22 protein-coding genes are annotated in these 14,415 nt (G+C 50.6%); 18 read left to right on the top strand and 4 right to left on the bottom strand.

Annotated elements, in window-relative coordinates; translation table 11 throughout:
- The first annotated feature begins 101 nt into the window (after positions 1-101).
- Complete coding sequence (locus tag MHI43_RS22210; protein WP_036664109.1) at positions 102-734, top strand: HAD-IA family hydrolase; 633 nt, start codon at positions 102-104, stop codon at positions 732-734.
- Between the two features lie 109 nt (positions 735-843).
- On the top strand, positions 844-1,125 hold the full coding sequence (locus tag MHI43_RS22205) for a hypothetical protein (protein ID WP_081746336.1): 282 nt from the start codon (positions 844-846) through the stop codon (positions 1,123-1,125).
- A 21-nt stretch (positions 1,126-1,146) separates the two neighbouring features.
- On the opposite strand, the gene MHI43_RS22200 is transcribed toward MHI43_RS22205, so the two are convergent.
- Positions 1,147-1,476, bottom strand: coding sequence for a TetR family transcriptional regulator (locus MHI43_RS22200; RefSeq protein WP_235201835.1), 330 nt, complete (start codon positions 1,474-1,476; stop codon positions 1,147-1,149).
- A 139-nt stretch (positions 1,477-1,615) separates the two neighbouring features.
- On the opposite strand from MHI43_RS22200, the gene MHI43_RS22195 reads away from it, so the two are divergent.
- Together MHI43_RS22195 and pyrE are read left to right on the top strand one after the other, a co-directional pair.
- Positions 1,616-2,494, top strand: a complete 879-nt coding sequence (locus MHI43_RS22195; RefSeq protein WP_036664105.1) for an HAD family hydrolase — start codon at positions 1,616-1,618, stop codon at positions 2,492-2,494.
- The gene (pyrE, locus tag MHI43_RS22190; protein WP_145038463.1) at positions 2,494-3,024 is read left to right on the top strand and encodes an orotate phosphoribosyltransferase; all 531 of its coding nucleotides are present in this window, start codon (positions 2,494-2,496) and stop codon (positions 3,022-3,024) included. The genes MHI43_RS22195 and pyrE overlap by 1 nt, the downstream gene beginning before the upstream one ends.
- A 122-nt stretch (positions 3,025-3,146) precedes the next feature.
- Here pyrE and MHI43_RS22185 read toward each other — a convergent pair whose 3' ends face one another.
- Positions 3,147-4,013: a LysR family transcriptional regulator gene (locus MHI43_RS22185; protein WP_015736489.1), complete on the bottom strand. Its 867-nt coding sequence runs from the start codon at positions 4,011-4,013 to the stop codon at positions 3,147-3,149.
- A 144-nt stretch (positions 4,014-4,157) separates the two neighbouring features.
- Here MHI43_RS22185 and MHI43_RS22180 point away from each other — a divergent pair, with 144 nt between their 5' ends.
- From MHI43_RS22180 to MHI43_RS22130, 11 genes are all read left to right on the top strand, one after another.
- On the top strand, positions 4,158-4,505 hold the full coding sequence (locus MHI43_RS22180) for an SMR family transporter (RefSeq protein ID WP_036664101.1): 348 nt from the start codon (positions 4,158-4,160) through the stop codon (positions 4,503-4,505).
- A complete protein-coding gene (locus tag MHI43_RS22175; protein ID WP_015736487.1) occupies positions 4,505-4,819 on the top strand; it encodes a multidrug efflux SMR transporter in 315 nt (104 codons plus the stop codon). Before MHI43_RS22180 ends, MHI43_RS22175 begins: the two co-directional genes overlap by 1 nt.
- Before the next feature lie 141 nt (positions 4,820-4,960).
- A complete protein-coding gene (locus tag MHI43_RS22170) occupies positions 4,961-6,655 on the top strand; it encodes a M3 family oligoendopeptidase (protein ID WP_036664314.1) in 1,695 nt (564 codons plus the stop codon).
- 139 nt (positions 6,656-6,794) lie between these two features.
- Positions 6,795-7,676 carry a GNAT family N-acetyltransferase gene (locus MHI43_RS22165; RefSeq protein WP_036664099.1) on the top strand — a complete coding sequence of 294 codons (882 nt, stop codon included), beginning with the start codon at positions 6,795-6,797 and terminating at the stop codon, positions 7,674-7,676.
- A 38-nt stretch (positions 7,677-7,714) separates the two neighbouring features.
- Positions 7,715-8,269 carry an NUDIX domain-containing protein gene (locus tag MHI43_RS22160; RefSeq protein ID WP_051425386.1) on the top strand — a complete coding sequence of 185 codons (555 nt, stop codon included), beginning with the start codon at positions 7,715-7,717 and terminating at the stop codon, positions 8,267-8,269.
- Between the two features lie 14 nt (positions 8,270-8,283).
- Entirely contained in the window at positions 8,284-8,496 is a 213-nt protein-coding gene (locus MHI43_RS22155) for a hypothetical protein (protein ID WP_036664096.1), read from the top strand.
- 11 nt (positions 8,497-8,507) lie between these two features.
- Complete coding sequence (locus tag MHI43_RS22150) at positions 8,508-9,203, top strand: cyanophycinase (protein ID WP_036664094.1); 696 nt, start codon at positions 8,508-8,510, stop codon at positions 9,201-9,203.
- A 125-nt stretch (positions 9,204-9,328) separates the two neighbouring features.
- On the top strand, positions 9,329-9,682 hold the full coding sequence (locus tag MHI43_RS22145) for a DUF952 domain-containing protein (protein WP_036664093.1): 354 nt from the start codon (positions 9,329-9,331) through the stop codon (positions 9,680-9,682).
- A gap of 43 nt (positions 9,683-9,725) precedes the next feature.
- Positions 9,726-10,013: an antibiotic biosynthesis monooxygenase gene (locus MHI43_RS22140; RefSeq protein WP_036664092.1), complete on the top strand. Its 288-nt coding sequence runs from the start codon at positions 9,726-9,728 to the stop codon at positions 10,011-10,013.
- Positions 10,010-10,276 (top strand): DinB family protein, encoded by a 267-nt coding sequence (locus tag MHI43_RS22135; RefSeq protein ID WP_235201834.1) that lies wholly within the window; start codon positions 10,010-10,012, stop codon positions 10,274-10,276. The genes MHI43_RS22140 and MHI43_RS22135 overlap by 4 nt, the downstream gene beginning before the upstream one ends.
- A gap of 18 nt (positions 10,277-10,294) precedes the next feature.
- Positions 10,295-11,209 carry an aminoglycoside phosphotransferase family protein gene (locus MHI43_RS22130; protein WP_235201833.1) on the top strand — a complete coding sequence of 305 codons (915 nt, stop codon included), beginning with the start codon at positions 10,295-10,297 and terminating at the stop codon, positions 11,207-11,209.
- Positions 11,210-11,241: 32 nt separating this feature from the next.
- Here MHI43_RS22130 and MHI43_RS22125 read toward each other — a convergent pair whose 3' ends face one another.
- Together MHI43_RS22125 and clpP are read right to left on the bottom strand one after the other, a co-directional pair.
- Complete coding sequence (locus tag MHI43_RS22125) at positions 11,242-11,454, bottom strand: hypothetical protein (RefSeq protein WP_015736474.1); 213 nt, start codon at positions 11,452-11,454, stop codon at positions 11,242-11,244.
- 71 nt (positions 11,455-11,525) lie between these two features.
- Positions 11,526-12,107, bottom strand: a complete 582-nt coding sequence (gene clpP, locus MHI43_RS22120) for an ATP-dependent Clp endopeptidase proteolytic subunit ClpP (protein ID WP_036664303.1) — start codon at positions 12,105-12,107, stop codon at positions 11,526-11,528.
- Between the two features lie 176 nt (positions 12,108-12,283).
- On the opposite strand from clpP, the gene MHI43_RS22115 reads away from it, so the two are divergent.
- The 3 genes from MHI43_RS22115 (at position 12,284) to MHI43_RS22105 (ending at position 14,414) form a co-directional block, all read left to right on the top strand.
- Entirely contained in the window at positions 12,284-13,018 is a 735-nt protein-coding gene (locus tag MHI43_RS22115; protein ID WP_015736472.1) for an RNA polymerase sigma factor, read from the top strand.
- Between the two features lie 190 nt (positions 13,019-13,208).
- A complete protein-coding gene (locus tag MHI43_RS22110) occupies positions 13,209-13,721 on the top strand; it encodes an 8-oxo-dGTP diphosphatase (RefSeq protein ID WP_036664091.1) in 513 nt (170 codons plus the stop codon).
- An 18-nt stretch (positions 13,722-13,739) separates the two neighbouring features.
- The gene (locus tag MHI43_RS22105) at positions 13,740-14,414 is read left to right on the top strand and encodes an HAD family hydrolase (protein ID WP_036664090.1); all 675 of its coding nucleotides are present in this window, start codon (positions 13,740-13,742) and stop codon (positions 14,412-14,414) included.
- Position 14,415 lies beyond the last annotated feature (1 nt).

Raw genomic sequence — 14,415 nt, 5'->3', positions numbered from 1 at the left:
TTACGTAAATCAGGATTACCTAGCGGGGCAGCCATTCATGGCGTTACCATGACGGGAGTTGATTAGATATCGAGTTTAAGATAAAAGGGATTGTCTTTGATATGGATAATACGCTGCTGCATTCCAGCATTGATTTTGGAGCTATGAAAAGAGACATCTATGCCTTTTTGTGCAGTCACAGCATTCTGTCTCCCGGCCTATCCATGGATACCCATACCACCTCAACCGTCATCGCTGAAGCCATGAATACGGGACGGCTGTCGGAAGAGCTGAGCTGCATGATGTGGGATATCGCCAAGGAACATGAGATTCAAGGGATGACGGGAGCAAAACTTGAAGATGGAGTTATGGAGATCGTCCAGCAATTACATGGACAGCTGCATCTGGCCATTGTGACGAATAATGCGGTAGAAGCAGCGATGACTGCACTCGAAGAGAACCGGATTGCTCATTACTTCGATCTCATTATCGGCAGGGAAGCCATGGACTTATTAAAGCCTGCGCCGGATGGATATATGGAGGTGCTGAGGCATTTTCACCATACATCGCCGAAGGAATGGCTGTCTGTCGGAGATGCCTGGGTGGACGGCAAGGCCTCCGAGAGCGCCGGAATTCCGTTTATCGCATATCGTGGGGACATCGCCAAAATGAACCGCATGGGAGTTTTACCGTTTGCCGAAATTCAGGACATACAAGAAGTCGTGGGGTATCTTCAGCCGCGTATCACTAAATAATTTTCGGAGGTGCCAACCCTATGCTGAGTTTTATAAGGGAAATTCCTCTAAAGATTGAGGTCGTTCGCAGAGCCGGCATTCTATCAGGCATGCTGGCCGAGGTTACGTGATGAGATGGTATTTGTCCCATGTGTCTCTGACATTATTTATCTGCATCACCCTGTTCACGCTGTACAGCTTCATGTTTCCGCCGGAGGCAGGCAGTCCCTTACAGGGACTGTCGTATGCGTCGATTCTTCTGTTGTCGCCCGTGGGGATTCTGTTGGCACTCATTAGCATGACTCGTGGTGAACTATCACGAATCGGTATTACAGCCATTGTAGGTCACTCCGTGCTGCTATTATTTCTTTTTCTATTCATGACACTGGGATACCTGATTCTCGGTGTGTAAGGTTACCAAAGAAAGGGCAAGTCATGCCTGCTCTCCGTTCATTCGTTCCCAATGCCTGCAAACAATGTATCCAACACCGATGTCATACTCATTCTGCTCTTCATCGGACAAGGGGAGGCCTAGGAAGTTTAATTGAAAAGCATATTGATAGCAGCTTCCCAGCAGCATGTCCGCAGCGGATCTCGGTTTAACAAACTCCGATACTCTCCCGATTCGCTGCTCCTCGAGCAAATAGGATTCAACGGCTTCATTTGCCCGGTGGGGGCCTTCATTCCGAGCGGTGAAGCCTTCCCGATGCTGCGCTAACAGACCTGGCTCAGAAATAAACGCTTGTTGAAGCGAAATAAGCAATTAAGCTTTACCATCTTCCTCCCGGAAGTTGTATAATCATGGAAGACGTCTAACTCACACGTATGGCCCAGTCTTGGCATGAGCTATTCTAAGGCTGGGTTTTGTCACATACCGGACGGCGAAGGAGGACTGCTTCACTATGAAAAAAAGAGCATATATTACGGATCTCGACGGGACGCTTTTGCGATCGGATCAAACCTTGTCATCCTATACGATGAACGTTGTCACGGATGCATTGGAGCGGGACTTGATCGTCACGTATGCGACTGCCCGCGGTTATATTAGCGCTCAGAGCGTCGTTTCGGATATCCCGTGGAAATACCCCGTGATTCTATATAACGGCGCTTTGTTATATGACGGGTTGAATCAAACCGTTGTGGATGGATACTGGCTGGAGCGCGACATTTCGAATGAGATTATCGGCGTTGGGAAAAAGCACGGCATTACACCTTTTTATTTCTCGCTCGATAAGGACCAGCGGGAGCGTGTTCTGCATGAGACGCTGCGCAGAGAGGGAGAGAAGACCTTCTATGCCGGCCGCCCCCATGATCCGCGGTTCCTGGAAGTGAAGAACTTGAAATGTCCGCCGGATTACCGGACGTTAGCTCTTACCTACATCGGATTACATGAAGAATTGGAGCCGATTCGGCAAGAGGTTACGGCATTCTACGGCGACGTGATTCATGCTCATATGATGCCGGATTATTACATTCGCAACCACTATTTCCTCGAATTCAGCCATGCCAAAGCAAACAAAAGAGACGGCCTCCAATTATGGTCCGCCCACATGGGGATTGATCTGGAGAACACGGTGGTGTTCGGCGACCACATCAATGATGTCGGCTTGTTCGAGGCCGGAGGCACTCGGATCGCAGTCCGGAACGCGCATGAAAGGATACGGCAGCTGGCTGATCATATTATCGACTCGAACGAGCTGGATGGCGTGGCGCATTATATCGAGCAGCAGATGGAACTGGCGGGAGAGCATACGATTATATCCACACTGGGAGGACCATGATGACGTTGAATTTGGCAAAGGAAATCTATGATGTAACCCATTTAACGGGAACCTTTACTTTACGCTCGGGTCAAACGTCTGATGAGTATTTTGATAAATACTTGTTTGAGTCAGATCCCGCTATTCTGGCCCAAGTAGCTGAGGAACTGGTCGGACTTATCCCTGAAGATACGGAAGTGTTAGCAGGACTTGAAATGGGGGGGATTCCGATTGCAACTGCGCTATCCTTGAAGTCAGGCACTCCGTCCGCATTTGTAAGAAAAAAAGCAAAGGAATACGGTACCTGCAAATTGGCGGAAGGTGCGGACATTAAGGGTAAACGCGTATGTGTGATTGAGGACGTGGTGACGACCGGAGGACAAATCTTGTTAAGCGTTCACGATTTGAGAGAAGCTGGAGCGGTCGTCGAGCATGTCATCTGCGTCATTGAACGTAATCCGGCAGGAAGACAGAGACTGGAGGAAGCCGGTCTTATTTTGCATTCCCTGTTCAAAATGGAGGAGCTTTTAGCTGCAGCGAATATGGATTAGACTTGAGATGAACTTTAGGAACCGTTTCGATGTCAGACGATATCCAAAGAGGAAATATCGCCTGCATCTCACGGCTGGTTAAATCTCAGCGTGATGTTCAGACCTCCGTCGTTATTTATAACTCATGATCTTCCCTTCATCTCAAAATTGACCTTAACCAGCTCGGCAAAAGCGGAAAACGCCTTGTTCCTGAACCGGTCGTTGCGCCGGACCAGGCTTGTCGAGGTGTGACGGAAGGCTTCCGGGATCGAGTAGCTGCCCATATTGGCGTATTCTCCGCTTAAGACGGAGCTGGGGAGCAGCGCTGCCGCAAGTCCTGACCGCACGATGCTGAGCTGGGTTTCCAACGAGGAGACCTCGATCATATTGGTTAGCGGAATGCCTTCGCTCAGCAGCCATGCTTCAAGGGCGCTTCGAAACGGGCATCCCGCGGGGGCTACGGCCCATTTGGTCACCGCAAGTTCGGGAAAGGGCTGCTCTTTGGATTTGGTCAGCAGCATGACTTCATCCTCTTCTATATAATCGGCTACCAGCTTCGGCGGAATGGTTCCTGTCACAAAAGCCCCGTCCAGCTGATAGTTCAGAACTTGAGTAATCAGCTCCGAGGAGCTGCCAGTCAACAGGGACAGCGTGACGTCAGGGTACTTGGTTTGATAGTCGGACAAGGATTGAATGAAGTGCCCGCAATGAACCGTGTCCACGACGCCAATGGCTAATGAACCGCTTGGATACGGCTGTTCCTGCACGGTTCTCACTGCTTCTTCGGACAGGTTGATGATGGTACACGCATAGTCCAGGAACATACGCCCTTTCTCCGTCAAGGTTACTCCATTGGAGTGCCTGTTAAACAAGGGAACCCCCAATTCATTCTCCAGTTTTTTGACCCGGGCCGTTACATTCGACTGCACATACCCAAGCTGCTCCGCGGCGCGGGTGATGTTACCTTCCTCCGCAATCCTGAGAAAAACCCTTAGATCAGTAAGCTCCATGCCAACACTCCTCTCCTTCAGACATCACTAAAAATGATGACATCATTATTAATGATCATTATACAGCATGCCAAATTTGGATTACAATCACAACGACATCATAAAGCGATTTAAACAAATACAGAGTGGAGGGGATGTTGGGGGATGAAGAAGGCTTGGTGGCTCTTATTATTGGCGGGAGCGCTGGAGGTTGTCTGGGTATCCGGTTTAAAACATTCCGATGTATGGTGGCAGTGGGTCATTACCATCGCATCGATAGTATTCAGTTTTAAAGTTTTTTTGGACTCCGCGGCGAAGCTTCCCATCGGCACGGTCTATGTGATCTTCACAGGACTCGGTACAGCCGGCACGGTGCTGGCGGAGATTCTCGTGTTTGGCGAGGAAGCGAATCCCGTCAAGCTCCTACTGATTGCAATGCTGGCCGCAGGCGTGCTGGGGCTAAAGCTGGTCACGAAGGATACGGATCGTCAAGCGAAGGAGAGTGGCATCTAATGGAATGGATCGCTCTGATTGCAGCCGGGTTGTGCGAAGTTCTGGGTGTCATTGCCTTAAGACGGGTAACCCTGCAACGCAGCTTGGGATCCTACGTTTTTTTAGCCTGTTCGCTTGGCTCCAGTTTCCTGCTGCTGACGTATGCGATGAATTTCATTTCCATGGGAACCGCCTACGCGATTTGGACGGGAATGGGGACGGCAGGCAGCACGCTGCTGGGGATGTTTGCGTTCGGAGAACCGAAGGAATGGCGTCGTATGTTCTTCATCGCTTTAATTCTCGCTTCAGCCATCGGACTTAAGATTATGACGTAACCAATCGAGGCGTACAGAATTTCTTAGACTGTGAAGGATATTCGGATTTGTATATAGAATTTACATATAGTTTGGTGATTTGAAGCTATGCGATCAAACGCCAGGATGCATTTTTTATTTTGGAAAGGACAGGTGTATCTTATGAAATTCAGCGAGTATCGCTATGAACGCCCCGACGTAAAAGCTTTTGAGCAAAAGTTCAAGGAACAACTGAACGCCTTCACCTCCGCCGGCACGTACGAGGAACAGGATGAGGCGATGACCCGTATTAACAAACTTCGCAGCGAGATGGATACCCTGAGCCAACTGGTGTACATCCGCCACTCGATTGATACGAACGACGAGTTCTATAAGGCAGAGCAGGATTTCTTCGACGAGAACGGACCGGTCATCCAGGAATACATAACGGATTATTACCGGGCCCTCGTGGATTCGAAATTCAGAGCCCAGCTGGAGGACAAATGGGGACGGCAGCTGTTCCAGCTGGCAGAGCTATCGCTCAAAACCTTCAGCCCTGAGATCATCGAGGATTTGCAGCAGGAGAACAAGCTGACGACGGAATATGCGAAGCTGATCGCTTCTGCAAAAATTCAGTTCGAAGGCGAAGAACGCACCCTGTCGCAGCTGATTCCGTTCCAGCAATCGACGGATCGCGATATGCGCAAACGCGCAATGGAGGCTTCCAGCGGTTTCATGGCCGAGAACGAAGCCACCTTCGACCGCATCTATGACGATCTGGTTAAAGTGAGAACCAAGATTGCCAAGAAGCTTGGCTTCAACAATTACGTGGAGCTGGGTTATGCCCGCATGGCCCGCACGGATTACAATGCGGAGATGGTGGCTAATTTCCGTAACCAGGTGCTCGAGCATATCGTTCCGGTTGCGTCCAAGCTGAAAGAACGTCAGCAGAAGCGGATCGATGTGGACCAACTGCTGTACTACGACGAGAACTTTTCCTTCAAATCGGGGAATGCCACGCCGAAGGGCGACCCGGATTGGATCGTGAACAACGGCGCGAAGATGTACGAGGAATTGTCTCCGGAAACTCACGAGTTCTTCACCTTCATGCAGGAGAACGGCCTTATGGACCTGGTTGCCAAAAAAGGCAAGCAGAGCGGCGGATACTGTACCTATATCAGCGAGTACGGCGCACCGTTTATCTTCTCCAACTTCAACGGGACTTCCGGCGATATTGACGTGCTGACGCACGAAGCCGGTCATGCGTTCCAAGTGTACGAGAGCAGAGGTTTCGAGGTACCGGAGTATGGATTTCCGACTTATGAGGCATGCGAAATCCATTCCATGAGCATGGAATTCTTCACTTGGCCGTGGATGGACCGCTTCTTCGAGGACGAGGCGGATAAATACCGCTTCGACCATCTGGCGAGCGGACTCATCTTCATTCCTTACGGGGTGACGGTTGATGAATTCCAGCACTTCGTTTACGAGAATCCGGATGCTACGCCGGCGGAACGGAAACAGGCATGGCGCGAGATCGAGCGGAAATATCTGCCGCACCGGAACTATGATGATAATGCGTATCTGGAGCAAGGCGGCTTCTGGCATAAACAAGGACATATCTTCAATTCGCCGTTCTATTATATCGACTATACGCTGGCTCAAATCTGTGCATTCCAATTCTGGAAGAAGATGCACGAGGACCAATCCGCGGCATGGGCGGATTATCTGCACCTGTGTCGTCAAGGCGGAAGCAAATCCTTCACTGAATTGGTGAAGGTCGCAGGACTGATCTCTCCATTCGAGGATGGCTGCGTCACTTCCGTCATCGGCAGCATCGAAGCTTGGCTGGACAGCGTGGACGATACAGCTCTTTAAATCGTAAATAAGTAAGGCAAAGACATGCAGGAGAACACGAGTGGGTACATACTCAGGTGTTTCCTGCATGTTTTTCATAGTGAGCATCTCAAAACGTGACTCACTTTTTAATGCCCATAAACCAGGAGGAATAAAGACCATGATTACGTACAAACCGTTAAGCGAGCTTCCGATCCGGGAAGTATCCGAGCTTTGGAATCTCTCGTTTGAAGGCTACATGGTGAACGCTTCCATGCCGCTGGACCGCTTCATTGCCCGGATCGGGAATGACGCTTTATGTCTGGAGCGCTCACTCGCTTGTTACGTGGATGGCGTACCCGCCGGCATCGTCATGAACAGCTTTCGATTGGATGGCGGCGAATCCATTGCGCGTAACGGAGGGACGGCAATAGCTCCGGATTTCCGGGGCAAAGGGATCGGCAAATCCATGATGGAGAAAAACGACGACCTCTATAAGGGGCAAGGCGTGCTTCGTGCATATTTAGAGGCGATCAGCTCGAATGCGGCCGCGATTCGCCTTTATGAAAGCGTCGGATATGAAATTATCGATCGGCTGCTCATTATGACAAATGATCAATCGTTAGAGACGCAGGATCATCAGAATGCATCGACTCCGTTTACGTTGGTCAGAGGCCTAGCCGCGGAGGCTGCCTCCGCAGATTTCTATCGATCCGGCGAAGTCTGGCAGACAGACGCTGCCAGTATCAAGGACGGCGAGTGCGTGCTTGTTTATGAAGGGGAAGAACTTGTGGGCTACGGTTTGTTTAAGCGTGCGTTCGATGCTGCGGGCCGTTTGCAGGCGACCACGCTGTTCCGTTGTGAAGCCGCTCCGGGTTACCGGGATGCCCAAGCCGTGTTAAAGGCAGCCGCGCTCGTGATGATGCAGCCTGGTTCCACTTGCAAGCGATCCGCATTCAATATCCGGGCTTCGCATAAGGAATTGGTGGACGTGCTGGAGGCGCTTGGGTTCGCCAGCTCGATGGAGCAGGTGCTTATGGTCCGCGACTACAACGCTACATAGGTTGTATGAATATCTGCAAGGCTGGAGGAATTACGCTTATGAGAAAAAGCACGGATCTAACCCTGTATCCGGCCCTATCGAATGATATCCATTGGGGCGTGGTGCGAGCCCGGTTTGCCCTGGGCGAAGATTTCGAAGAATCGATGGTCAGCAATGTCACGATTATTCCATTCGCCGGGGAACGCTGCGTTATTTTTCAGATAGCGGACGGCAGCTGGGAGCTTCCTGGCGGAACCCTGGAGCCTGGCGAGTCTTATATCGAGGGACTCCGGCGGGAAGTGAGGGAGGAGCTTGGCGCAGAACTCGAGTCATACCGGGTCTTTGGCCAGTTTCGCTGCGAGTCCAGCAGCAAGGCGCCTTATCGGCCGCATATTCCCCATCCTCAATTTGTCCGATTGGTTGGGTACGGGGATGTACGCATCGTTGGGGAGCCGCTGAATCCCGAGGATGGGGAGCAGGTCATCGCAGTGGAGGCGGTTGATCTGGAGGTAGCCGTAAGACGATTGGAGGAGACGGGCAGGCAGGATATCGCGGATCTTTACAAGCTGGCATATACCATAAGACAAGGTGAGCGAAATCCAAACAACTTCTAGGATGTGAAGATGCTGTGAGATTACCTTATAAAATAGGTTATGCCGTTACGTTGGTTTGGCTGGTCTGGATTGTATACGGTTATATGAATTATGACGATATCGCTGAGCGCGGCCAACTGTCCATCGTTCTGTTAAGCGCCGTGATTGGCATCATCCTGCTGCCGATCTATTTTATATCCGTACTGCTGTACTCTGTTTACAAACGGGATTCGGGAAAGAAAAAGTAAGGGGGGATATCTTGAAGGATCAATATCTGTTTTTGCTCGGTGGACATTCCTTTCAAGCCGAAGCGAATCGACAGTTTCTAGAGCAAGCGGGTGGTTCCCATGCCAGGATTGCGTTATGCATCATGAACCGGCCGGGCTGGGAGGAGTATGTTCCGTTGTTTCAGCAGATGTGGACTGAAGCGGGAATGACCCAGAACGTGAGCGTGATCGTTCCCGATGAAGACGGGAATCTGGACATGGAACAAGCTGAACAGGTGCTGTCATGGGCCACGGGAATATTTATTGGCGGGGGCAACACGGAGAAATACCATCACTATTACGCGACGGGGCCTTTTAAAGAGCTGTTAATCGACCGCTACGAGAACGGCGTTCCGATTGCTGGCAATTCGGCAGGTGCCCTAATTCTTCCGGAGACATGCCTGATATCCCCGCTTGATAATGAACAAGGCATCATGATGTTTAAGCAAGGCGTAGGGTTGTTCTCGAATGTCTTAATCAGCGTTCATTATACGGAGTGGGACGACCAGTCCAACCTGCTGCAGGGAATGAAGACAGGGAAAGTGCGGTACGGCATCGGCATTGATGAGCAGGCATGCGCCGTTTTTATCAATGGACAGCTGGCGTCCTCGTTGGGGGAATCCGTCTACACCGTAACCTACGAGGATTTTGACGAGGACCGATATACGATTGTGAAGAGGACATCTTGAAGGATGTCTTCTTTTTATAGGTAATCCGGGAAAAAGGTCACCTTGAAACAACGCATCAGGGATCTGGCTTTTCTATCGCAAGTGTGTCAAGATAAACGGAAAATAGACGGAGGGGACTGAACGGAATGATCTATCATATTATTTCGAAGCAAGCATGGATGGAAGCGCAGGGCAAGGACATGTACGAGCCGCCAAGCTTGCATACGGACCGATTTATTCACTGCTCGACCGAGGCGCAAGTCAGTGGCGTAGCTAACACCTTATACACAGGCAGAACCGATCTGTTCGTTCTGGGGATTCAAGAAGATCAGGTGGACGCGGAGATCATATTTGAGGATTTATATGAGCTGAATCAGCTGTATCCGCATATTTACGGCGGGTTAAACCTGAATGCGGTCCGGAAGGTGTATCGTTTGGAGGCGGATAAGGACGGCGTTTTTGCGTTCCAGGCTTCTCCTGAGCTTGAGTATAAAGGATAGAAAAGCCCTAATACCACAACTTAATACAAAGGAGGAAGCATGTATGATACTCGAAGTGGCCATGCTGCAGGTGAAGCCGGGACAAACGGCGGATTTTGAGCGGAATTTCCAAGTCGCGTCAGGAATCATCTCCAAGATGAAGGGCTACATCCATCATGAGCTGAAGCGATGCTTGGAAGATGATCATAAGTACATTCTGCTGGTGAAATGGGAGACCCTGGAGGATCACACGATAGGTTTTCGGGAATCCGCGGAATATCAGGACTGGAAACAACGGCTGCATCACTTTTACGATCCGTTCCCTGTTGTAGAACATTATGAAGAGGTGTGAATCGAAGCATCATTTTTAAAGCCTCTGAACAAGCCATGCCCACCGGTATATTATCTTATGATGAAGCGATGGATAAGCTGAATCGAGTACGGGAAACAACGAAGCAGATCATAACGAAGCTGGCTGAGCGAAATACGAATGATCTGCACGATCCTCACCCGTATGGATTCGAGCTGAATGCTGCACAATGGGCCCATTTTATAGCGATACACGAGACCCTGCATATCAGAAAGCTGGGACGTATCCGGGAGGCGAATCAATAACCGTTAAGGCAGGTGTTCATGTTGAACGTTGAAGAGTTGATGACAGAGGTATACGGCATTCTGCCGCTTAAGGTCGAGCCGATGTCATTCGGCCATACCAATCAGGTGTATAGCGTGTCATTTCCGGACGAGCAAATCATTCTCCGAACCAATCGCAAGCCCGACGTCCTGAAGCATACTGCAAACAACATAGCGATCCTATCATCGCTGGGCTTGCCGGTACCGAGCGTGATTCGAACGGATGTGTCCCTTCAGAAGGTCCCCTATGCATACATGATGCTGGAGCATGTTCCGGGCCGTGATCTGCGATATGAGCTTGAGGGCATGACGAATGAACAAATGGACGATCTCGCCGGACAAATCATCGTTTTCCAGCGCAAGGTGTCAGAGCTTCCCCTGGGCACCGGATTCGGATGGGTTCCGATCGGAGAGCAGGGGCCTTTTACATCCTGGTCGGAGATCATCGATCGTGATATCTGCGATCATATCGGCAACATAACCGGTGAGGTTGCTCCGGACATCATCGTTCAATTGCAGCACATCAAGCGGCGATACGAGCCTGATTTCGACCGGATAGAGCCTGTCTGTTTCCTGGATGATCTCACGATCAAGAACGTGATTGTGTCCGATGGCACGCTACAAGGTATCGTGGATTTCGATTGGGTCTGTTATGGAGACCCGTTGTACATGATCGCCCTCACCCAAACGGCGGTGGTCTCTGATATCGGAGACCGGGGAATGGCCTACGTGGAGGCGTTATGCAGGCAGTGGGGAGCGGACCGGGAACAGCGGGCACTGATTGATTTTTACTCCGTCGTTCATGCCCTGGCATTTATCGGCCATCATCAGAGGGAGCGGAACGAGGCCTGCAAACAGCGTATGGTTTCATTCATAGTAGACAAAATAAAGCAGGATGCAAACAGAACCGCATGAGCTTAAGAGCCCATGCGGTTCTTGTTGTCTTATCAAGAAGTTGGCGCAAATCCCACTCTCGGTTTGTCCCGTTCCTTGGTATTCACCGAAACGTAGCGGATCGCGGTTAACGGTACATACAGCATCTCGTATTCATCTCTGTATCGGATGAATTGTTCGCCTACTTCCTCCAGCGTGCCGTTCCGCACATAACTTCCATCCGTAAAATAGATGCTCACTTCCTGATTCAGCAAATTTTTCAGCATATACGGTTCACTCCTTGTGAATAAAGTAGAATATCGGGGCTAAACGGATCATGGGCATTCATCGGATAGCGTCACAGTTTGGTGACGATGTCGTCAATGATCCCGTATTCCTTCGCTTCTTCCGCCGACATAAAATAATCCCGCTCCATATCCTTTTCGACGCGTTCGACGGACTGACCTGTGCGCTCGGATATAATATGCGCCAGCTTCTCACGGGTTTTCAGGATGCGTTTAGCCGTAATGGCGATATCGGTTGCCTGCCCCTGTACACCGCCCAGCGGCTGATGGATCATAATTTCGCTGTTCGGCAGAGCGAGGCGCTTGCCTTTGGCGCCGGCCAGCAGCAGGATCGCCCCGTATGATGCAGCAAATCCCGTGCAGATGGTGTTGACTTGTGGTTTGATAATCTGCATGGTATCGTAAATGCCAAAGCCCGCGGATACCGAGCCGCCCGGACTGTTGATGTACATATGGATATCCTTCTCGGGATCCTCGGCCGCAAGAAACAACAGCTGCGCGATAATGCTGTTTGCGATGGCGTCATCGATGGCTGCGCCCACAAAGACGATCCGATCCTTCAGCAGTCGGGAATAAATATCGTATGATCGTTCGCCACGGTTGGTTTGTTCAACAACATAAGGAACAATATTCATGGTTTCATCCTCCATCTTCGTAAGGTTTTCGTGATTCAGCAAGTAAACGAAGAGACCGCTGCAAAAGATACGAAAGAAACCATGAAATATATTTTTGATGACAGCGTAACGAAAAGCACGCTTCATTCGTTTACCTATAAGATATCCTACCGAGATGTGGAAAGGAGTGGATTCCGATGACCATCTATCGACCGAGCGCCACCACGGAAGCCGAACAGGGCCTGGCGGAGCTGAATGCCGTCCTGCACAGGTATTGTTTGTCCCTTACAAACTCCTCATGGGATTCCGATGATCTGGTGCAGGACACATGGATCAAGGCGCTGGAGCATTTGCAGCAGCGGAGCCATGCCAATCCCGAAGCTCTCCTGCTTCGGATCGCCAAGAATACATGGATTGACCGGGTCCGCCGGGATCAGACCTACCGACGAATTCTGAATGAGAAGCTGGAACACGTATTGACTAAAGAAGAAGCCTCGAACGAGGACAGCAAGCTGAACATCGAGTTCGCCTTTCAATGGCTGATGGAACATTTGTCACCCCTGCAGCGAACGGTGCTGCTGCTCCGTGAAGTGTACGAATATTCCATTTCGGAAACCGCGAATATGCTGCAAACGACGGACGGAGCGGTAAAAGCGGCCCTTCATCGAGCTCAAAAGGTGCTGCAATCGTTGAACCCGGAGGAAGAGGAACTTGGATTGGCTATGCCGGAAGAGGCAGAGATGACCCTGAATCTTCAGGCATTGGCAGAGGCATACCAATCCGGGGATGTCGAAGCTGTCGTTAGGCTGATTCAATGGAACAGCAGCGGGGGATCGGCCATTGGAAGCATGGCTCCGATGGAGGTTCAATCGCCGACCGCGAGTTATATGATGTATGGCGGGTATTCGGCCGACCTGCGAATGGCCGCGTAAAGCGAAGATTCAACCAGGTGGATCATACATTGCCGTTAAGGCCGGAGCAGAAGCTGCTCCGGCCTTTTTTGACGAGGATTAACAACCGGTGAATAGGGACAACCGATATACATGAATCTCCGTCCATCGTATCGTCTTCCAGCCCTTGGGGATGTATACTATAACCAAGCAGATCGGACAGGAATGAGGGATGAGGTTGCAGACCGAAGTGAAGCTGTACACCATGTGCATGATACAAGACGGAAGCAGAATTTTGCTGATGAACAGACCGGATGACAAAGGATTCCCCGGATATATTGCCCCCGGCGGCAAGGTGGATTTTCCGGAAAGCATTGTAAACGGAGCCATTCGGGAGGTTCGGGAGGAAACCGGCTTGATTGTGAAGGACATCATCTATAAAGGCCTTGAAGAATTCTGTGAACCGAATACGGGGCTTCGGTACATGGTATTTAATTATTTGGCCACTTCCTTTGAAGGGGAGCTGCTGGAGCATCCTCCCGAAGGGGAGCTGTTATGGGTGGATCGCGAAGAGGCATTGAAACTGCCCATGCAGGCTTGGTTTAAACGAAGGTTTCCTTTGTTTTTCGAAGAGGGGACGTTTGAATTAAGCGAGATATGGGATGAGAAGACAGGGCAGGTTCTGGAGGAAACGGTCAGGCGGTATCCTGCAAGAATACCACAGGCGGCAGGTCTCGCCGATTAACGAAGGGAGCGATGCGGGATGGCGGTCAAGGCGGTGTTCTTCGATTTATATGAGACGTTAATCACGGAGTTCGCAGACGGCAAGCGGGTATCCAAGAGATCCTATGACTATATGGATAGACTCGGGCTATCGGAAGCGGAGTTTAAACAGGAGTGGAGCACTCGTTCGGAGCGAAGAATGAATGGGCATTTTCCCGACTATCATTCGGTGATCCGTGACATTCTGGATTCTCGCAGTTTGCCCTATCCTCAGGAACACGTGGAATTCCTATATCAGTCGAGAGTCAGCGAGAAGAAAATTCCTTTCCAAACAATCTCGAAGGAGATCTGCAGGCTGCTGGAACTTCTGCGTGAACGGGGACTGAGGCTGGGCTTGATCAGCAATTGCTCGGAAGAAGAGGTGGTTTCTTTTGGCCAGAGCGGACTGGCCCCCTACTTCGATGACGTTATCTTCTCTTATCAGGTTGGGGTAGCCAAGCCGAATGCAGAAATCTATCGCTTGGCTTGTGAGCGCTTATCCGTAAGACCGGAGGATTCCCTGTTTATCGGGGACGGCGGTTCAGATGAGCTGAGAGGCGCGGGCAGTGCCGGATTAAGGCCATATCACGCCTATTGGTACAATACGTTTATGGAGAGCGGGTATGAGAAGATCCGTCAACCGCTGCATGTGCTGGACATCATTGAATCTATATAGA

The organism is Paenibacillus sp. FSL H8-0457, from assembly GCF_038051935.1.
GTDB classification, from domain to species: Bacteria; Bacillota; Bacilli; order Paenibacillales; family Paenibacillaceae; genus Paenibacillus_AQ; species Paenibacillus_AQ lautus_A.
Note: the sequence above shows the minus strand (reverse complement) of the source record. Positions and strands in the feature narration are given on the sequence as shown.

Coding starts and splice junctions, on each gene's coding strand:
- MHI43_RS22210 (WP_036664109.1), top strand. CDS start 102: ATGGATAATACGCTGCTGCATTCCAGCATTGATTTTGGAGCTATGAAA.
- MHI43_RS22205 (WP_081746336.1), top strand. CDS start 844: ATGAGATGGTATTTGTCCCATGTGTCTCTGACATTATTTATCTGCATC.
- MHI43_RS22195 (WP_036664105.1), top strand. CDS start 1,616: ATGAAAAAAAGAGCATATATTACGGATCTCGACGGGACGCTTTTGCGA.
- pyrE (WP_145038463.1), top strand. CDS start 2,494: ATGACGTTGAATTTGGCAAAGGAAATCTATGATGTAACCCATTTAACG.
- MHI43_RS22185 (WP_015736489.1), bottom strand. CDS start 4,013: ATGGAGCTTACTGATCTAAGGGTTTTTCTCAGGATTGCGGAGGAAGGT.
- MHI43_RS22180 (WP_036664101.1), top strand. CDS start 4,158: ATGAAGAAGGCTTGGTGGCTCTTATTATTGGCGGGAGCGCTGGAGGTT.
- MHI43_RS22175 (WP_015736487.1), top strand. CDS start 4,505: ATGGAATGGATCGCTCTGATTGCAGCCGGGTTGTGCGAAGTTCTGGGT.
- MHI43_RS22170 (WP_036664314.1), top strand. CDS start 4,961: ATGAAATTCAGCGAGTATCGCTATGAACGCCCCGACGTAAAAGCTTTT.
- MHI43_RS22165 (WP_036664099.1), top strand. CDS start 6,795: ATGATTACGTACAAACCGTTAAGCGAGCTTCCGATCCGGGAAGTATCC.
- MHI43_RS22160 (WP_051425386.1), top strand. CDS start 7,715: ATGAGAAAAAGCACGGATCTAACCCTGTATCCGGCCCTATCGAATGAT.
- MHI43_RS22145 (WP_036664093.1), top strand. CDS start 9,329: ATGATCTATCATATTATTTCGAAGCAAGCATGGATGGAAGCGCAGGGC.
- MHI43_RS22140 (WP_036664092.1), top strand. CDS start 9,726: ATGATACTCGAAGTGGCCATGCTGCAGGTGAAGCCGGGACAAACGGCG.
- MHI43_RS22130 (WP_235201833.1), top strand. CDS start 10,295: ATGTTGAACGTTGAAGAGTTGATGACAGAGGTATACGGCATTCTGCCG.
- MHI43_RS22125 (WP_015736474.1), bottom strand. CDS start 11,454: ATGCTGAAAAATTTGCTGAATCAGGAAGTGAGCATCTATTTTACGGAT.
- clpP (WP_036664303.1), bottom strand. CDS start 12,107: ATGAATATTGTTCCTTATGTTGTTGAACAAACCAACCGTGGCGAACGA.
- MHI43_RS22115 (WP_015736472.1), top strand. CDS start 12,284: ATGACCATCTATCGACCGAGCGCCACCACGGAAGCCGAACAGGGCCTG.
- MHI43_RS22110 (WP_036664091.1), top strand. CDS start 13,209: ATGAGGTTGCAGACCGAAGTGAAGCTGTACACCATGTGCATGATACAA.
- MHI43_RS22105 (WP_036664090.1), top strand. CDS start 13,740: ATGGCGGTCAAGGCGGTGTTCTTCGATTTATATGAGACGTTAATCACG.